The sequence below is a fragment of the Symmachiella dynata genome, assembly GCF_007747995.1.
In the GTDB taxonomy this organism is placed as follows: Bacteria; Planctomycetota; Planctomycetia; order Planctomycetales; family Planctomycetaceae; genus Symmachiella; species Symmachiella dynata.
On the sequence record NZ_CP036276.1, the window covers coordinates 1791912 to 1811721 of the forward strand.

At 51.7% G+C, this 19810-nt stretch carries 13 protein-coding genes; 8 read left to right on the top strand and 5 right to left on the bottom strand.

Going from position 1 to position 19810, the window contains the following annotated elements; translation table 11 throughout:
- The first annotated feature begins 369 nt into the window (after window positions 1-369).
- From Mal52_RS06910 to Mal52_RS06925, 4 genes are all read left to right on the top strand, one after another.
- Window positions 370-777: a carboxypeptidase regulatory-like domain-containing protein gene (locus Mal52_RS06910; RefSeq protein ID WP_145374972.1), complete on the top strand. Its 408-nt coding sequence runs from the start codon at window positions 370-372 to the stop codon at window positions 775-777.
- 84 nt (window positions 778-861) lie between these two features.
- On the top strand, window positions 862-2019 hold the full coding sequence (locus Mal52_RS06915) for an alpha/beta hydrolase family protein (protein WP_231962542.1): 1158 nt from the start codon (window positions 862-864) through the stop codon (window positions 2017-2019).
- Window positions 2020-2106: 87 nt separating this feature from the next.
- Window positions 2107-4632 carry a PSD1 and planctomycete cytochrome C domain-containing protein gene (locus Mal52_RS06920; RefSeq protein ID WP_145374973.1) on the top strand — a complete coding sequence of 842 codons (2526 nt, stop codon included), beginning with the start codon at window positions 2107-2109 and terminating at the stop codon, window positions 4630-4632.
- Window positions 4633-4817: 185 nt separating this feature from the next.
- On the top strand, window positions 4818-6200 hold the full coding sequence (locus Mal52_RS06925; RefSeq protein WP_231962543.1) for a DUF1501 domain-containing protein: 1383 nt from the start codon (window positions 4818-4820) through the stop codon (window positions 6198-6200).
- Window positions 6201-6420: 220 nt separating this feature from the next.
- Here the strand turns inward: Mal52_RS06925 and Mal52_RS06930 are convergent, their stop codons facing one another.
- The 5 genes from Mal52_RS06930 to Mal52_RS06950 form a co-directional block, all read right to left on the bottom strand.
- Window positions 6421-7389: a response regulator gene (locus Mal52_RS06930; protein ID WP_145374974.1), complete on the bottom strand. Its 969-nt coding sequence runs from the start codon at window positions 7387-7389 to the stop codon at window positions 6421-6423.
- A gap of 102 nt (window positions 7390-7491) precedes the next feature.
- On the bottom strand, window positions 7492-7884 hold the full coding sequence (locus Mal52_RS06935) for a response regulator (protein ID WP_145374975.1): 393 nt from the start codon (window positions 7882-7884) through the stop codon (window positions 7492-7494).
- 81 nt (window positions 7885-7965) lie between these two features.
- Window positions 7966-9546 (bottom strand): ATP-binding response regulator, encoded by a 1581-nt coding sequence (locus Mal52_RS06940; RefSeq protein ID WP_145374976.1) that lies wholly within the window; start codon window positions 9544-9546, stop codon window positions 7966-7968.
- Between the two features lie 14 nt (window positions 9547-9560).
- Window positions 9561-10022: a response regulator gene (locus Mal52_RS06945; RefSeq protein ID WP_145424265.1), complete on the bottom strand. Its 462-nt coding sequence runs from the start codon at window positions 10020-10022 to the stop codon at window positions 9561-9563.
- A 402-nt stretch (window positions 10023-10424) separates the two neighbouring features.
- A complete protein-coding gene (locus Mal52_RS06950) occupies window positions 10425-12086 on the bottom strand; it encodes a hybrid sensor histidine kinase/response regulator (RefSeq protein WP_145374980.1) in 1662 nt (553 codons plus the stop codon).
- A 364-nt stretch (window positions 12087-12450) separates the two neighbouring features.
- On the opposite strand from Mal52_RS06950, the gene Mal52_RS06955 reads away from it, so the two are divergent.
- The 4 genes from Mal52_RS06955 (at window position 12451) to Mal52_RS06970 (ending at window position 19793) form a co-directional block, all read left to right on the top strand.
- The gene (locus Mal52_RS06955; protein ID WP_145374982.1) at window positions 12451-13425 is read left to right on the top strand and encodes a hypothetical protein; all 975 of its coding nucleotides are present in this window, start codon (window positions 12451-12453) and stop codon (window positions 13423-13425) included.
- Window positions 13426-14065: 640 nt separating this feature from the next.
- On the top strand, window positions 14066-17737 hold the full coding sequence (locus tag Mal52_RS06960; RefSeq protein ID WP_197534716.1) for a PAS domain S-box protein: 3672 nt from the start codon (window positions 14066-14068) through the stop codon (window positions 17735-17737).
- Window positions 17685-18137, top strand: a complete 453-nt coding sequence (locus Mal52_RS06965; RefSeq protein WP_145374986.1) for a response regulator — start codon at window positions 17685-17687, stop codon at window positions 18135-18137. Before Mal52_RS06960 ends, Mal52_RS06965 begins: the two co-directional genes overlap by 53 nt.
- A gap of 531 nt (window positions 18138-18668) precedes the next feature.
- On the top strand, window positions 18669-19793 hold the full coding sequence (locus tag Mal52_RS06970) for a dihydrodipicolinate synthase family protein (protein ID WP_197534717.1): 1125 nt from the start codon (window positions 18669-18671) through the stop codon (window positions 19791-19793).
- The last annotated feature ends 17 nt before the right edge of the window (window positions 19794-19810 follow it).

Genomic DNA, 19810 nt, shown 5'->3' on the forward strand with positions numbered 1-19810 from the left:
ACGTCAAATTGAACAGGGTTGCATTGGCAGCCAAGCGATCGTGAATTCGGCGAAACGACGCCATTGGTCTCGTCGCAGCTTTCATCAGCCTTGCTGAGAACAAGATGTAAGCGGTCGGCGGTGTGTGGAGTCTCCCGCACTGCCAACCGCTTACCCGGCGAAATGACGTCGTCGGATTCGATGCGACGAGGTCCAGGATCAGCGCTTAGTTTTTAGGCGTCGCTATTTCTCGCCGATATAAGCGTCAGCCTGAAGGCAAATGTTTGAGCAAGATCACAATTTCACAACTGACTGCACATGCCGCGCATGAAACCACGCGAGTCACCGCGTTTTCTCAAGTCGAAGGCTCAGAGTCGGAGGTTCGTAAAGATGAAGGCATTGTTAAAAGCATTCAAGCCATCTGCCATGGCTCTTGTCGTTGCCATCTGGGCGACTTCGGGATGTGGAGGGAACGGGGACCGACCGGAGATTGGAACGGTTGAGGGGACGATCACTTTGGACGGCAAGCCGTTTCAGGAAGTTGTTGTCGTCTTCATTCCCGATAAAGGCCGTCCTTCGACCGGGGTCACCGACGAAGAGGGCAGGTATGAGTTGAAGTATTTGGAAGATGCCGAAGGTGCGAAAATCGGTCACCACAAGGTCGGACTGGCTGCTCAAGAGGATGTGCAACCTTCGGCTCCCATTCCACGGAAATACGGCTATGGCCCCAATACGGAATTGGAAGCGGAAGTCTTAGCCGGAGACAACGTATTGGATTTTAAATTGACATCAAATTGAAGTGTGTTCGCGTCTTTAGAAGTTAATGATTTTATGTGGTTGCGGAGGTTGTCCGCGCTGCGGTCAGGGAGTTGAGGAGTAGGAATGCGTCGAAACGTCAGCCAGCAAGCAGGCATTGCAATTGTCCTCTGCGTCTTTTTACATGGCAGTGCTGCCATGTCAGCAGAAACGGAGAAGACCAGCCCGAAAAAAACAGAGGTCCAACAGGGGATTGCCGGCAGCTTCAAACAGCTGCGCGAACGTTTTGAACCAGAGCTAAGCTGGAATGCAACGACGCCGGCTGAGCATGCCGAATGGCGAAAGTCATTTCGGGACACCGTCGTTCGCCTGCTGGGGCGGATGCCGGAAAAGGTGCCGCTCAATGTGGTCTGGGCGGAAAAGAAAGAATTCGAACTGTTCACCCGGCATAAAGTCTATATTCGCTCTGAAGCTGAGTACTGGGTGCCGGTCTATTACTATGTCCCGCACAAGCATGATGAAAAACTCCCGGCCATCGTCTGCCTGCATGGGCATAGCGGGATTGAGCCTTACATTGCTTCCCAGCGCAAGGAGAGCATTATCAAGAGCACAAAGCGAGGCCAATTAGACTACGCTGTTTATTTTGCCAAGCACGGATATGTCACAGCTGCCATTGTGATGCGCGGATTCAATGAAACGGCGGACAAACAAGACCGCGGGGTCAGTCACGTCACCCGCAGTTGCCTGCAAGTGACGATGAGTTCGTATCTCATGGGGATGACCACGCTGGGGCTGCGTTGCTGGGATGCGATGCGCGTCATCGATTTTCTGCAGTCCCAGGAAGTCGTCGATCCCGATAAAATCGGGCTGGCAGGTCTTTCCGGGGGAGGCGCCGTTGCCATGTATCTCCCAGTTCTGGAGAAACGGATCAAGGTGGCAATGATTGCCGGAGCATTCACGGCTTTTCGTTCCACTTTCTATGCGACGCCTCATTGCATGTGCCAATGTCTACCGGGCATCATGCAGTATGGCGAGATGTCGGACATTGTTGCTTTGTGTGCACCGCGTCCGGTCCTGTTGATCAACGGCACGGGAGACACGGGATTCCCGATCGAAGATGCCAGGATTGGATATGAGAAATTAAAGCGGGTTTACTCACTTCAAGGAGTCGGAGAAAACGTTGAAGCGGATTTCTTCGAAGGCGGTCATCGTTGGTCAAACAATAAGACGCTGGATTTTCTCGCAAAACATTTCCAGAACCCCAAGTCGAAGATCAGTGAGTGACGATGACAATCGTCTCGAGAAGGCTATCCCTGCGCTGAGTTGGATAGTCTCGCCTTCTCCTGCTCCTCAGTATTAGGAAACGGTCTTATGTTGCTTCTCGACAGAATTCAGTTTGGATACGCGAACTCTGGTCGCCAGCGGTTTCTTACCCGGTTTTCGACTGGTTTGGCAATCGTCTTGCTGGGGATGGTTGTTTTAGGTGGCGACTCGGCCAGGGGTGGGGAGCCGAAACCCGAAGATCTCAAATTCTTTGAAACAAAAATCCGCCCTCTGCTGCATAAACAGTGTGGTAGTTGCCATGGAGAGGAAGCACAGGAATCGGGATTGCGGCTCGATACCTATCGCGGGATTTGGGAAGGCGGGGACTTAGGCCCGACCGTGGTCCCCGGGGATGTCAAACACAGTCTGCTTTTCGCAGCGGTCGATTATAAAGACACCAATCTGCAAATGCCGCCGGATGGCAAACTGCCGCAAGCGTCGATCGATCTGATTCGAGAGTGGATCGAGCGTGGGGCTCCTCATCCAGATCAGAACGGTGAATTGCAACCGATCCCCCGCGCCGGGAAAATTGATCTTGAGGAAGCGCGAAAGCATTGGGCGTTCCAACCGATCACTCATCCGCAGGTCCCCGAGTTCGATCAGTCCGACTGGGACGAAAATCCGATCGATGCCTTCGTCTTCGCACGCATGCGCTCAGAAGGGTTACAACCGAATCCACCCGCTGACAAACGGACGCTAATTCGGCGAGCCACGTTCGACTTGACGGGGCTCCCTCCCACGCCGGAAGAGATTGAAGAGTTCCTTGCGGATGATTCGCCCGCTGCCTTCGACAAAGTCATCGACAGACTCTTAGCGTCGCAGCAATACGGCGAGCGCTGGGGACGACATTGGCTAGACGTAGCCCGGTATGCGGATAGCAACGGACTGGACGAAAACCTCGCCCATCTTGATGCGTGGAAGTATCGCAACTACGTCATTAAGTCCTTCAATGACGACAAGCCGTTCGATCAGTTTATCATCGAGCAACTCGCTGGCGACATACTCTACAAGAAACGTAGGGGGGACTCCACGCCGGATTCTGATGCGGATTTCGACTTGCTGATTGCAACCGGATACCTCACCCTCGGCCCGAAGGTGCTCGCCGAACAAGACGTCGTCAAGATGGAGATGGATATTATCGATGAGCAGATCGATGCAATGGGGCAAGCAGTGCTCGGATTGACGATCGCCTGTGCTCGTTGCCACGATCATAAATTCGATCCGATCTCAGCCGAAGATTACTACGCCATTGCAGGGATTCTAAAAAGCACAAAGACCATGCAGCGGTACGAGACGATTGCTCGTTACAACGAGCACATAATCGCCACGAAACAACAGCACGAGGCGAAACGCCAAAACGAAGTGTTGAGAGCAGAAAAGAAAAAGGAAATTCAAAGCGTTCTTGATGCGGCACTCGCGGAACTGACTGACGAAGACCGCAAGCTGCCCCCCAAAGACGCGGAATCAAAGTTTTCCGCTGAGGTCCAAGCTCAACTTAAAAAACTTCGCGAGGAAGACAAGCTGCTGAAGAAGCAGACCCCCGTTCTACCGACAGCCATGGGAGTTGTCGAAGGGACCGTTGATGACACTAGAGTTCATGTTCGCGGCAGCCACTTGACCTTAGGAAAGGTTGTGCAGCGCGGGGTTCCCGCTGTGTTGGAGCAGTACGGCTCTCTAGAGATTCCAGAATCAACGAGTGGACGTTTGCAGCTCGCCCAATGGATGGCCAGTTCCAGCAATCCGCTAACGGCCCGTGTGGCGGTCAATCGCATATGGTGCTGGCATTTTGGCCGGGGGATCGTCCGGACTGTTGAAAACTTTGGCAAATTGGGCGTGCCACCGACTCACCCGGATCTGCTGGATTGGCTGGCAGCAGAATTCATGGATGATGGCTGGTCGATCAAAGAAATGCATAAACGCATCATGCGGACGCGCACCTATCAGATGAGCAGTGCGATGAATCCCCAAAATGTTGCGATTGACCCGGATAATCAGTATTTCTGGAGATCGCAATTACGACGTCTCGATGCTGAGGAAATACGCGACTCATTTCTCGCGGTGAGCGGACGGCTTGACCCAAGTATGGGGGGCCCCGTTTTGAATCTCCCCAAATGGAAGCTGGTCTTTAACCACCGATCGAAGGATGCGACATCCTACGATTCGAACCGCCGTTCCATTTATTTACCTGTGATTCGAAACAATCTTTACGACGGTTTCTATCTGTTCGATTACACCAATCCCGATGTGCCGACGGGCGACCGCGGGGCATCGACGGTTGCTCCTCAGGCGTTGTTTTTGATGAACAGTGATCTTGTGCTGCAATCTTCAATGAGTCTGGCCAAGCAGTTATTCAAGACGAGTCCCGACAACCCCCAAGAGCGCGCCGTGCTCCTCTATCAACGTGCCTTGGGCCGCAGTCCCGAAGGGGCAGAAGTGGACCGGCTGCTGGACTACACCACTCAGCTTGAGTCCATGCTACAAGCGGATCCGGATACAAAAACGCCGCAGCTTACGGCTTGGGCCGTTGTGTGCCAAAGTGTGCTGACTTCGAACGAATTCCTCTATGTCAAGTAACTGCGGACTTTCTACGGATCGTTAGAACCAGTTTCAAAACCCGGTTGCGCTTGTTCGAGAAACATTCAGAACAGTGTCAGTGAGACGCGTCAGAGGGTTTTGAAACGACTTGTCGTTAAACAGAAAGTGTGACATCCATCATGAGTTACATTGATCACATGAACACTCCGTGTAATCGACGGTCCATGCTGCGGAAATCGGCGACTGGATTCGGATATTTGGCGTTGTCTGCGATGCTGCAACAGGAACAAGCTTCCGCTGCGTCACAAAATCCTACGGCATCACCATTCCACACCACGCCGCATGCAAAGCGGGTGATCTTCTTGTTCATGAAAGGAGGCCCTTCGCACGTCGACACGTTTGACTACAAACCACAACTGCAAAAAGATGACGGCAAAGCCGTTCCGTTTGACAAACCTCGAGTCCAATTCCACGCAACCGGTGACCTGCTCGCTTCCCCCTGGAAGTTTCAGCAATACGGAGAAAGCGGAATCCATGTCAGCGAATTGTTCCCACATCTTGCGAAGCACGTAGACGACATCTGCTTCCTGAATTCATTGCATGGAACCAATCCCGCCCACGGCGGAGCCGCGTTAAAGCTGCATACGGGAAGCGACAACTTCATTCGCCCGAGCATGGGCGCATGGGTCAACTACGGACTGGGATCAGAAAACAACAATCTCCCCGGATTCATCACGATTTGCCCAACGTTGGCGCATGGCGGTGTGAAAAACTGGGGCTCCGCTTTTCTGCCGGCGCAATATCAAGGAATTCCCCTGGGGGTCGCTAGCCAACCCTCGACAAAGGCGCAGGTGAAATACATTGACAATCCCAAGTGGTCGGCCCCCGTACAAGAGTTACAACTCAAACTCTTAAGCGACATGAACCGGCAACACCTGGAAAGTGTCGGATCCGAAGCAGCGCTAGAAGCTCGTATCCAGTCATACGAGTTGGCATTTCGCATGCAGTCGGAGATGCCGCTCGCTCAAGACCTTTCCGAGGAGACGGCAGCAACGCTGGACATGTACGGTCTGAATAATGAAATCACCGAAGATTTTGGCCGACAATGCCTGCTGGCGCGTCGTTTCGCAGAACGCGGTGTTCGATTCATCCAAGTCACGCACAGTGACAATTACGTTCAATGGGACCAACATGACGGTTTGAAAGTTGGGCATGAGAAAAATTCGGCGAAAGTGGATCAGCCTATTGCCGCTCTGTTAACCGATCTCAAGCAACGGGGTTTACTGGATGACACGCTGGTCTTATGGGGAGGCGAGTTTGGCCGTACTCCGGTTTGTGAAGGCAAAGGCCGAGATGGTCGCGACCATAACCCCGAAGGTTTCACCATGTGGATGGCCGGCGGCGGCGTGAAGGGTGGCTTACAGTATGGAGCGACTGACGAATACGGCTATTATGCCATCGAGAACAAGATGCACGTGCACGACATGCACGCCACGATGCTCTACCTCCTTGGACTGCATCACGAACAGCTCACTTACCGACACGCCGGTCGTGATTTTCGGTTAACTGACGTCCATGGGAAAGTTCACAAAGAGATTATCGCATAACGGTCCGTTAAAAGTTTCCAGCCCGCCGCGCAAATTCTCGGCGCCAATTTGCGCAGCCTCTGCGGACCAGCCGGTTGGTGCGTGTGTCTCAAACTGTATGCAGAAACGCTCTGTCGGGATGGATTCTTTTGGGGCGTATCCCAACGTAGTCAATCGTGTTCTTCCACGATAAGTTCGTTCGGCGTATCGGGATAACAAGTCGGCCGGCTTTTGTGCAACGTTATACTTCGACCATCTCGATGTGCTGTTGCAGAATGGACCACAACGTCTCCCACGAGCAGGGCTTTGTCAGAAAAGCATCGGCTCCTAAGTTATACATTTTGCGTTCGACATCGTGCCCTTTTCGACCGGTTAAGACGACCACAGGTATGTCACGTGTTGCCGCGGTTTCCTTAATCCTACGTAGGACATAATCACCGTTGCCTTGTGGCATTTCGTAATCCAAAATGATAACGCGTGGGTTGCCAATGAACGCGCTGCGATATCCATCCATGCCGGTAAACGTGCGGAGGACTTCAACGCCATGTTCCCGCAATCGCATTTCAATTCCCAGCGTCAGTTCAGCATCGTCGTCAATGCACAGAACCCAAGGGGCCTCGGAAGAGGTCGGCGCCGAGAAATCCGAGATGACCTCAGTGGCTGCATCTCCCTCAGCCGACACCGCACTGTCCATTCCTACAACACCAGCGACAGCCGGTGCTGCTCCGTCCATTAAGTCGAATAGCCAATCGAACAATACTTTTTGGTCGCTATCTTCATAGGCAGACTCCGGTGCAGCGTTGATGTTGTCGTCGACCGAAAGCTTGTCGTGGGGCGCCTCATGCTCGAAGATGTCATCCAGTATCGGTTTGATGCGCGTCCAGACATCGGGACATTTGGCAACGTAATACGAACATGTGTTGTGACAGCGACGGATTGTTTCCTCGTCGGATGCACCAGTGAGTACGATGACTGGAATCGACTGCAGTTGCTCGTTTTGCAGCATGACATCCCGCACGGTCAATCCGTTTCCTCCAGGCATATTGACATCCAGAATCACAACGTCAGGGCGCACCTCACGAATGGACTTCAGCGCCGAGACCGCGTCACTGGCGGTTACTACCCTTAGGCCACATTTCTGCGACCGCAATGACAACAGCGCGACAAGATCGGCATCGTCGTCGGCAATAAGAATTTGACGTTTCTGCATTTCTGAAGTTCCCAATACTGAGTGCACAAGTTAGTTTTTAAAGCACAGTGATCTTTCGCCAATCACGCCTGGATTGACACTTCAACCGACCCAAGGAGATCTCTATTCGCTCGGCGTAATCAAATCCGCCGTACCGATTGCTGCTTGAACCACTTTGATGAGATTGCGGCCATCATAAGGTTTGGTCACAAAACAATTGGCTCCGGCATCCAAGGCTCGTTCTTGGTCCACGAGACTGGCCGACAACATCACGACCGGTATGTGTTGAGTTGAGGATTGTTCTTTCAATTCCGCCAACGCGGACAATCCATCCAGGTGTGGCATCCGCACATCCATGACGATGGCATCAGGTTGTTGTTGGGTCGCACATGCGACCGCTTGTTCTCCATCTTTGGCTGTGGATGTCTTGAAACCAGCAGTGGCCATCCACAATTGGGTTGCTTGCCGAATATCCGCTTCGTCATCGACCAATAGGATTGTTTTATTGGGGGACATTTTTCATTCCTAAGGTATTTAAGAAGGTTGGAGGGGACAGCGTTGATTGCCCCCTACGCTCCTCTGGCACAACAACATAAATCATTCACAAGCCGGCTGGAGTTCAATCAGTTGGCGAAATGCGTCAAGGATGACTTCGGGCGTGAAAGCGACATCCCAAGTTCCTTCGACTTGCATTTGAAACTTGGGTAATGGGCCGAAGGGGCGATTCCGGTTGGTTTTCTGTAGTTCGTCGTCGACACGCTTCAGGAATTCAACAGTTTCGCTGCGCCGCATTGGCAAGGCAAAAAGCCAACGTTGCGGGCCAGCGCGAAACAATAGATCGTCGCGACGTAACAAATAGTTGAAAAATGCATCTACATCGGACACTGCGGAGTTCGAATCCTCGTCAATGATTTGGGCGCTGATCAGAGTAAAGAATGATTCTCCTGTCGTATTCGCGCCCCTTCTTTGCAAATACCGTGTCATCACAGCGAGAGGGTCATCTAACGGGACCGTGAACGAAAACGTCGTTCCTTGTCCCAATTGGCTCTCGACTGAAATATCGCCGAAATTCAGATCCACTAGTTCTTTGGCAATACTCAGGCCCAAGCCAAAACCTTTTGCGTTCCCTTTGGGTTGCGTGTTTAGCTGTTGAAAACGCTTGAATAGTAGAGCTAATCCATCGTCGTCAATTCCGGGGCCGTTATCAGTCACGTCAATCATGAGTTCAGAACGAGCAGCGTCTTGGTGTGCCTCGATACGAACCGAGCCGGGGTCGCCGCAAAATTTCATGGCGTTGGTGACCAAATTGATGATCACACGCCCCACCTTTTCGGCATCACAATAGACAGCAGGCAACATTTCATCGACGTCGACGTCAAATGCAATTCCTTTCACCGCCGCCTTGCGGGCGAGGGGAGGGCAGACCGACGTCACGATTTTGGCAAGGTTGCAGGGCCGCCGCCACGCGCCAATCAGTCCTGATTCAAGCTTACTGACGTCGAGCATGTCATCGACCATGTTGTTCAAGTCGTCGGCGCGTACTCCCGCGATGTCGAGCATTCGACCTTGCTCTTCATTGATTTCCCCGGCAAGTCCTTCGCGAACCAATGAGACGTAGTCTTTGATCACAGTCAGCGGAGTGCGAAACTCATGGGAGACGTTATCCACAAACTGGTGTGCCGTTTTGTACAACTTTCGAAGTCGAGCATTCTTTTTATTCAGCAAAGATTTTTGCTCAGTCAGTAACTGATGACTCGATTCGATTCTCGCCAATAACTTTTGGTTTTCGACAATGCTTTCCTGTCGCTGAATCGCATGATGAATTGCACGCTCCAACGTATGAGGTGTTGCTTCATCCTTGATCAGATAGTCCTGCGCGCCAACCGTCAGCGATGACAGCTCCACTTGCTCGTCATCAAGCGTTGTTAGAACCAGAATCGGGACATGCTGGTTCTGGGTGCGGATGCGTTTCACAGTTTCTAATCCGAAACTGTCAGGCAATGAGAGGTCAGTCAACACGACATCGCAGGACATTTCTGAAAGGCGCCTCAATCCCGCATTGAGAGATTGCTCCCAGACTAATTCTGTCGAACGGCGGCAGCGCTTCAGGCTGCGCTTGATCAACTGATAATCCGTTGCATCATCTTCGATGAGTAGGACGCCTAGGTGGTCTTCCATCTCTGTGCTCCGTTTTAGGTGCGATTGGAATTCGCCATAGCTCCGTGCAACTTTCGCAAAGGAACGTGTTTTAGAATTTCGTTTAGCAGCGATTGATAATGCACCGGCTTGTACAGTATGCAAGCAGCGCCTAACTGTCGAAGTTGGCTCGCCAACGACTCGTCGCGTTGCCCTGTAAGCACCAAGACGGGGATGTCAGCTGTCTGTTGCTCGCTCTTGACGCTTTGTAGCACTAGCTGACCATCACCATTGGGCATCGCGATATCGGTGATGATGACATCGGGAGTATTCTGAGCAGCGTCCCAAGCCCCAAAATGTCCGCCATAGTCGCGAATGACGTTCACGTCATAATTGGCAAGTACCATTTCCAAACACAGGGTGATGTCGGGATCGTCGTCAATGATCAATACGGTATGCTGCGTATTATAATTGGCGATTAATGTGTCCGCGCGATCGCAGAATGGCTTCATGCTCATGCTCATGCTCCGTGATATCAATTTTAATGTGATTCACTATTCAGCAAGCAAAATGGTGGATGTCTTAGGCGAGTGGCATTTCTCGTAGCGCAATAATGAAGGAGACCGTTTGTGGTCAACTTATCAGCGCGCGTTGAAGGCTAAAGGCGTGAGGCCGCGTGATCTTGCGAACACGAGTGCGACCAGTAGGAGGTAGGTTGACACCGGATGGTGACATTGGTGTGTGTACAGCGGGATGAAAACTATAGGTCACCTTGGTGACTGACCGAGTCAAAATCGTTTTTTTTAGCGATTCGGCGGCATTCGCAATAAAAGCCACCGTTACGATCGTAACAGCCCTACTGTTGGGCTTGACCTGATCTAGCGGAGGCCTACCGCACTGACGGTCACAGACACAAGCTGCTAATCAGCCTGACCTGAACATACGATGGACTCTTCACCGGAATAGCAGGAAACAAGATTCAATAGCGCAGCGCGGTTGATCGGTTTGCTCAAATAGTCATCGCAACCCGCATCGAGACATTTCTCGCGATCTCCCATCATCGCGTTTGCAGTGAGAGCGATGACTGGGACATCGAGGCCAGCTTGACGTAATTGCCGCGCCGCAGCATATCCATCTAAAACGGGCATCTGCATATCCATTAAAACAACATCGAATGGCGTACCGTTTTGGATCTGCTGTAGGATCTGATCACAAGCCAACTGACCATTGTCAACGACAGTCACATCGGCTCCTGCTTTTTGCAAGATATAAGAGATTAAACGCTGGTTATCCAAACCATCCTCAGCAAGCAAGAGACGACAGTCCAGCGACGCGACCTCAGGAGATATTGTTGCAGCAACTCGGTTTTCGCTGGGCATTTTGTCAGCAGGTTGCGGCTCCACGATTGAGACATGATCAATCGCCCCAATCGCGATCGTCGCTCGAAAAGTGCTTCCTACACCAAGCTCGCTTGAAACAGTAACGTCTCCACCCAAGCCCTCTGCCAATTTCTTGCAGATCGTTAACCCCAGCCCCGTCCCGCCGTATTGCCGGCTTGTTGAAGAATCGGCTTGTTTGAACGGTTTAAAAATCTGAGCCGTCTGCTCTGGGGTCATGCCGATCCCCGCATCAATGACATCAAGCTGAAGAAATGCGTTTTTGGCATTTCTCACCAGCGACGACTCGATGCGCACACATCCAGCGGAAGTGAATTTGATGGCATTTTCGACGAGATTGATCAGAATTTGTCTCAGTTGAGTGGGATCCGATTCGATGGTTTCGGGCATTTCAGTGACAAAGTCGAGCGATAGAGAAAGCCCTTTAGCCGCGGACCGTACTTTCATCATTCGACCGACATCTAAAATTATATCGAGGGGAGAAAATCGGAGACACTCTGAATGACATTGTCCTGCTTCGATTTTGCTAAGGTCTAATATTCCATTGATTAAAGACAGAAGATGCTCTCCATTGCGTTGGATAATCTCTACAATTTCAATGGAATCAGTTTCATCAATCTGATCTTGCAGGATACCGGCGAACCCTAAAATGGCCGTGATCGGTGTGCGGATTTCATGGCTCATATTCGCCAAAAACTCGCTTTTTAGGCGATTGGCCTCTTCGACCACGATTTGAGTCTGCTTGAGTTGTTCCATCGCCTCGTAAAGCGCCGTCGTCGAGACTTCGACGGCTCGTTGCATGCTCCTGCGCTCGATAGCGTACATGATGGATCTCTCCAGGAGCGATGGATCGATCATTTCCTTCGGAAGATAATCCTGAGCGCCCAACTGCAAAGCACGGATCGCGACGTCGGGATCGTCTAATGTGGTGAGCACAATGATGGGAACATCGTGATCACAAGCACGAATGCGTTCGACCGTGGTCAACCCATGGCTATCGGGTAATGATAAATCCGTCAACACAACGTCGAATTTGTTGGCATCGAGGTGTGACAATCCGCCAGCGAGACTCTGCTCCCAATGCAATTGAGTTGACCGAGACCCCTTTCTCAGGCAACGCCCCACAAGCTGGTGGTCGGCGGCATCATCTTCGATCAACAGCACATGCTGGGGCAGCGGGCTCATTTCACAAACCTCCGAATTTTATGCTGGCACGGCGTCAAGGCTTTCATCACTCCCCTGGTTGATTTCCAGGATAATACGGAGTTCACCACTGACATGGCGCAATTCGGACGCTAACTGCGATAGCCTCATCTGGTGAGAGTTTAGCTTAGCTTCTCGACGTAGCGAGAATTTGAGTTTCGAAAGTTTCAGTTGCAATGGCTGCTGCGCTCATAACCGCGCTATTTCAGCAATCACTCACGAACCGAACGCTCGTTGTCATCGGTGGAGTCAGTTTATTCTGACCTTGACGATTTTCGCCGTCAGATGATACTACGAGTTCTGAGACGGGGGTTTGGGGCCTTATGGAGATAGGCAAGGAAGCGATATGCAAGAGCGAAAAGGATTCGGAATGGAACGGCTGCGGAATTGCTTCGTTGCCCTGTTCCTGATCATTGGGCTGGTCGCTCCCCAAATCGTAAAAGCTGGCGACTCCGTCAAGGCTGCCATTTCGCCTCCAGACGTGTATGAGCATGTCCGTTTGCTCCGAACCGAAATTGAATACGTTCGCAAGTACATCGGCCGACCTCAAGAGGCACGAGCTGAGATCGCGGTTTCCGATGCGGAGCCTCGCGAAGTTTTTTTCCAAGCGCTGACGTTATTTCGCAAAGCGAATCGCCTTAGCTTTGAGCTCACCCGCACACGGGCAGAGGAATTATTGTCACCAAACGACGAGCTGAAGCCGCGCCATGTATACGAAGCTGTTGATCATGCACTCCAACGAATTCGTAGCATCAAATCCAAGCTCAACCTGAAACAACAATTCACAAAACAACCACCCGATATCACCAAGACACCAACCGATGTGTACCGTTCGATTGTCCAAGCGAACCGGCAGTTGAACCTCATGCTGGATCAGCAGTTTTCGCCAAGTGACGTTTACCAGCAACTGACCTTGGCAATTGCTTATGCCGAGCGTTTGATGGAGCAATACCCAGAGTTGGATTCTACAATCCCTGATCCGCCCAAATTTGAAGCCAATAAGATGCCTCGTGACGTCTACCAGAGGCTGCAAGGGTGTTACAGTTCTGTTCAAATAATCATTGAGCAAAACGGCAAACAATCCCTCACACTTGGAGCAATGTCGGAAGAGGAACTCAATCAAGTCTCTCCGAGTGATGTGTACGACATAGCCTCCTTGCTCGTTTCGGAATTGGCTTATCTACATCGCGAAGGCCCCAACGCGCCCCCGCCACACCAAGCCTATTATCCAGGACGCAAGTTTCCTGCGGATTGTTATCAGCGAGCGGGCATTCTTGAGCAGCAGTTTGACCGACTCGCCCGGCAGCGGCCTGCCAACTGAACCCCAACTCTTTAGCGTATTGCTCGATGGGCACGGAGGTAATGTGTCGGACAAACAGTCGTCGTTACAAAAAATTCAACATACCGGTGGATTGTATCGTCGCTTGCTCCGATCCCATCTTCTAGTGGCTGGCATTGGTTTGTTCATGCTGGCTGTCTCAATCGGCATTCTCTATTCAATGCGCGCCGCGACGCTCTATGCGGCGCAAGTTCGCAGTCCTTCAGCGCGCACCTCGGCTGTGGCATTGCAGGGTGTTCAAAAGTCGTTGGCGGCCTTGAGAGGTTGGGTCGCCCTAGGCGATGAAGAATTTAAAGAAGAACGAGCGGCCGCCTGGAACCAAGAAATTGATCCCGCCATCGCGGAATTAGAACGCTTGAGCACGCATTGGGACGACCAAGCAGACCTCGCGCTCTTAGCGCAGGCGCAGAAGCGACTGCGAGGATTAAAAAAGACGCAATGGTGGATTGAAGATCTCGCACAAACTCCCGGCAACGAACCGGCGCGCACGATTGTTCGATTCGAACTCGATCCGATTGCTGAACACATCACCGGGACCCTGAACCTGCTGATTCATTTAACAGCGAATTCCTCCGCCCCTGGCAACAGGACGCAGTTGCTCCTGGATCTTGTGGATCTAAGATTGAGTTTTTCACGTTGCCAACTGTTATTGAGTCAAATCATTGACCAACAGCAGGATGTGGATATGCCAACCTACCATGCTCTGGTTGCGACTGCGAAACAACAGTTTGATAATGCTGTTGGGCGCTCCGACACAACGAATCTTGAACAAAAGGCGTTGATTGCGAACCTCAATGATGAATTCCGGGCCTATCATCACCTCGCATCTGAAGCCGTACAGTTGAGTCAATCGCCAGAGGCCAACGTTGCTTTATCAATGTTAAGTGGCGATGCCGTTCCTGCAGCGCGTGACGTGACGATGTTGTTGGGTGAACTTTCAAACAACCAAGCAGCACTCATGCGCCATGATGCCCAGGCTCTTGCGGCCAAAGGTTCTCGATGGCTAGGTTTTTCATTCGTGCTCGGGATCGGCATGCTCGGCATCACTTATGTCGTTTCCAGACGCAACGCCGCCGCCATCGCTCGCCCCATCGCCACAATAGCCAGTGCAACAGAGCACCTCGCAAAAGGAAACTTAGTTGAGGATCTGCCCATCACATCCTTTGACGAAGTTGGCCACTTGACGGAATCCTTCAATGCTATGCGGTCGCAATTGGAGGAACGCACCACGGAACTCGCCAAACAAACGAGATTGGCGTTACTTGCCGAACAGGCGGCCACCGCCGCCGAACAACGGCGAGATGCGGCAAGGCGCAAGTCGCAAACCATGGCCACCGTCATACAGCAGTCGCACGTAGAACACGAACGCTTGGCCGCGAGTGAACAACTTTTTCGAGCCACGCTCGAAGCGGCACCTACGGCAATTTTGATGATCAACCGGGAAGGTCAGATCGTATTGGCCAATTCCGAATCCGTGAAATTATTTGGGTATTCACAAGACGAACTCTTGTCGCATCCCATGGAGATGCTCCTACCGCCACGCCTTAAACCTCGACATGTCAAACATCGTTCTGGTTATTTCGCTAATCCCACGACCCGTCGAATGAGCGAGAGCGATGAACTTGCCGGCATGCGTAAAGATGGAACTGAATTTTTAGTCGAAGTCAGCCTCAGTCCAGTCACCACCGATGACGAAATGTTTGTCATCTGTTCCATCGACGACATCACCGTTCGCAAGCGGGCAGAAATTGCGCTTCGCGATCGTGATGAGCTTATCACGAGTTTACTCAATTCTACTGCAGAAGGGATCTACGGATTGGATCTCGAGGGGAATTGCACTTTCGCAAATCCCACATGCGCCAGAATATTGGGATATAAAACTCCTGAAGAGTTTCTCGGCAAGAACATGCACCAATTGATTCACCATACACGTTCCGATGGGACGTCGTATCCTGCAAATGAGTGCCCTATCTTTTCGGCATTTCGCGAAGGCCGCGGCGTGCATGTTGAGGACGAGTCGTTGTGGAGGCAAGATGGCTCAGCGTTTCCAGCTGAGTTTTGGTCGTATCCAGTAAGTCGTAATGGCGAACTGGTCGGCTCGGTCGTGACCTTTCTCGACATCACCGAACGACGCAAAAGTGAAAACGAAGTCCGGCGTTTGGCTGACATTGTCGAATCATCTGACGACGCGATATTTGGTGCAACACTCGAAGGCCTGATCACCAGTTGGAACGATGGGGCTGAGCGACTTTACGGATATTCGGCAAGTGAAATGGTTGGCCAACCGTCCGAACAACTCTTTGCTCCGGAGCAAAGAGTAATCGTATCTCGGGCTCTCGAACAGATCGGTGATCGACAGTCAGTGCGAAATCTGGAAATGGTTCAGGTTTGTAAAGATGGAACGATCATTGATGTCTCTTTGACGATTTCGCTACTCATGGATCAACAGCGAAACGTGGTCGGGACATCCACAATTGCCCGCGACATTACGCAACGCAAGCTGCTGGAAAAAACGCAGCAGCAAATCAACATTGAGCTCGAAGGACGCGTCGAACAACGCACCCGGGAGTTAAATCATCAACACCAGGCAGCAATCGCAATGGCCGAGGAAGCCCAGAAGGCGCGATTAATTGCTGAGCAAGCGGAACGCCGCCTGGAGCAAGTCGCCTCGCAATTGGCCATGCCCCCTCGCGCCCCACATGACCGCACTCAAACCTTTAGTGTGAGAGACTTTTTTTTGAGCGACATGATGAAGTGTGGTGCATGGATTCGTGGTCTCTGCCAACACCACGCATCGCAATCGGAGTATGCGAAGGCTCTTGTTCGGTTATTTCATCAACACTTTCAGCGCGATGAAGGGGAATCTGAATTTGCTTTAGTGCGTGTATTTCATTCCAACCGGTTCAAAAACCTTACCCCAGAACTCCAATCGATGGCTCGCTCCCGTTCCTCTGACGTCCAGGACGAAACCATCTGTCTTTCGTTGTTGGCTACGGTCGGTGACCAACCCGAATGGTGCGAGGTTAAAAATTCCAAATCACACCGCATCATCCCACTGAACAACGCTGAAACGGTACGGCGTCTTCCGATGATGTCTCGATTGTTCAAACAGCTTGGCTTTTCATTTAACGGTTTGGGGCAGATTCAATCCAATGACGAAGTCCTCGTTGCGGACACAGGCGTTTTTCACATTCAACAAGCACAGGGAAGTGAATTTGTTCCCGCTCAAGAACAATTCGTCGAACCCTTTGGTATTCAGTCGGTTGTCGGATTCGGTGATCTCCTGCCTAACGGGGACCTTTTTGTCGTCATCGGTTTCGCAAAACATGAAATCTCCGCCAAAGTTGCATTGCTTTTCTCGCATTTGTCGCACAGCACACGGCTCGGCTGGTTGCCCTATATCGATTCCGATCAAAAAACAGTCTGGCAGATGCTCGCTTTCGACCAGCTTCTCTCCAACCATGAACGCATTGTTGCAGATCAAGAAGCTGTCGTTTTAGAAACGATGGCGGCGGTAACGTCAGCCAATGAAGCCCTGGAGCGAAGTAACCAAGAGCTAGAACAATTTGCATACGTTGCCTCGCACGACCTCCAGGAACCTTTGAGAAAAGTGGCGTCCTGCTGCCAAGCTTTGGCGGAAGATTATTCCGAAAATCTGGATGAAGACGGACACGAGTGGATTCAGTTCGCCGTTGACGGCGCAACCCGTATGCGCCGACTCGTCAGCGACCTAATGGAATTCTCACGAGTCAGCACAAAAGGAAAACCACCCGTACCAGCCGATGCATTCCAGTGTTGTGAAGAAGCTTTGCAAAACTTGGCAGACGCAATCGAAGAGAAACACGCACAAGTTATCTGTCGCCCACTCCCCACAGTTTTGGCTGATAAGCGGCAACTGACTCAATTATTTCAGAACCTCATTGGAAACGGCTTAAAGTACTGCAGCGACGAACAACCGGTGATTGAGATCGGTTCCGAACCCGAGGGGGGCCATTGGCGGTTTTATGTCAAGGATAATGGCATTGGCATCGCTCTGGAGTTCCACGAACGAATATTTCAGGTCTTCCAGCGGCTTCATCGCAAGGAAGAATACCCTGGCACAGGGATCGGCCTGGCGATCTGCAAAAAAATTGTCGAACGCTTGGGGGGCAAATTGTCCTTGGAGTCGCAAACTGGCCAAGGTAGCACATTTTACTTTACTATCCCCTCAGCGGATTTAATGCAAAACGGAGCTTCAGTAGATGAAACCCCAAGATACGCCATCGGTGCGCCCAATTCAGATTCTCTTAATTGAGGATGACTTAGCTGACATTAAATTGACAAAACGTGCACTCGAGAATGAGAGAATCTTGAATGACATTCATGTCGTTCGCGATGGCGTGGAAGCGATGCAGTTTCTCCGTCGTGAGGAAGAGTATGAAAATGTCCCGCGCCCCGATCTCATCCTATTGGACTTGAACATGCCGCGCAAAGATGGTCGGGAAACTCTGCATGAAATTAAAACCGACCCTGAATTAAAAACGATTCCCGTAGTCGTCATGACGACGTCTGAGGACGAATCTGATGTCTCCCGCAGCTATCTAGAGCACGCCAATAGCTATATCACGAAACCAGTCGACATGGAGCAATTCAAACATGTCGTTCGGGTCATCAATGCGTATTGGTTTTCGGTCGTCAAACTGCCATCAAATTGAAATCTCTCGATGCCGCTTATCGCGACAATCACCAAGAATAACAGCATCTCATCAACAGCAGTCGCCTCGATTCCCACAAGCGCCCACTGGATACCAAAGCGCCAAAATTCTCCCCTCCGGCTCACCGTTCAAGGACTCGAACCTTAAACCGTTCGGTTAACGGCTATCCATCCGCCTCGCCCCTAGCAATTGATGCAGGGGGGCTGAGTAGCTTCGTCACATTTCGATTGGAGATATTAAGTCGCAGTCAAAACGTCAAGCGATCTTGTCTGTATTCGAAGAGTTGCGTGGCGAGTCACGTGTTTTCTGAGTAGGTGCCAAGCTATCCAACTTTCGCGATTTTATAAGAAGATACTTGATTCAGTTACGGTCTTGGCAGTGAGTCGGAGAACGGCAAGGAACCTTTAGAAACTGAACCTGTCAACGGGTGAGGTATTGCTCGTTCTTCCCATGCTCCTGCGGTATGATGGCTTCGACAGAGACTCAGTGCTGGGCGGTCTTTCCATCTTCAATCGCAAACAGGTCATTCACATGAATGAAAACGGACAAATCACGAGACGACGGATATTGAAAACCGCGCTGGTTGGCGTGTCGGGCGTTGCTACCGGGACGCTGCTGTCGACTCGAAGTGGTGCGGCAGCTCCCGGAAAAACCACTGGGCAAGTCCCGGTGACGTTGAGGAGCTCCGACTTTCCACGATTCCGGGGTCCGTTTCCAATTCTCTCTACCCCTTTTACGACCTCCGGTACTGTGGACTTCGAGGTCCTTGCCCGAGAGGCGCGGTTTGCCGATTGGTGTGAGAGTCCAGGGATGATTTGGCCGCAGTCGAACGATAGTGTCGATCTGCTGACCCAGGACGAAAAACTTGAAGGGATGGAAGTTCTCGCCAAGACGACCCAGGGCTTGAAGACATCATCGCTGTGTCTTGGAGTACAGGGGCAAGACACCGACGACATGCTTGTCTACGCCAAACATGCCAAGCAGCTTTCTCCCACGGCGATCATCTCACGACCGCCCGACAGCGGAAAGACACAGGACGACTTGCGGCAATACTGGCGTGCCCTTGCCGCTGTGATCACCGAGCAGCCCGTCATGATCCAGACCACGGCTCGCCGCGGCGGCGCGACTCCTTCGACCGAGCTTCTGATCGAACTGGCTGAGGAGTTCCCGAACTTCGGCTACGTCAAGGAAGAATCGAGCCCGGTTATTCCACGCATTCGCGCGCTGCTCGCCTCATCTTCGATTCGCAGTGTCTTTAGTGCCCGCGGTGCTTATGGCTGGCTGTATGAGTCGCGGCTCGGCACAGAAGGCCTCGTCACCGAACGGATCGCTTACGCCGACATCCTGGCTAAGATCTGGACGTTGATGCGAAACGGTTCCGATCCTGCAAAGCTCAAAGATATGTACAGCAAGCTGACGTTGATGTTCAATCTGTCACAGACCCACCCTGGAAACCTGCGTGGCTATAGTCTCCATTTATTGAAAATGCGCAACGTGTTTCGCACTATGATCTCGCGTCAGTATGGTCCGGGTGGCAGCACTCCTGCCAAACCGATCCTTCAGGACCTGACGCTCTCGCAAGAGGAGATCGCCGAAATCGAATGGCGTTTCGAATCGCTCAAGCCTTACCTGAAGTCTGGTCAGTTCGAAGGCTAAAGCCAGCAAAGTCTCAA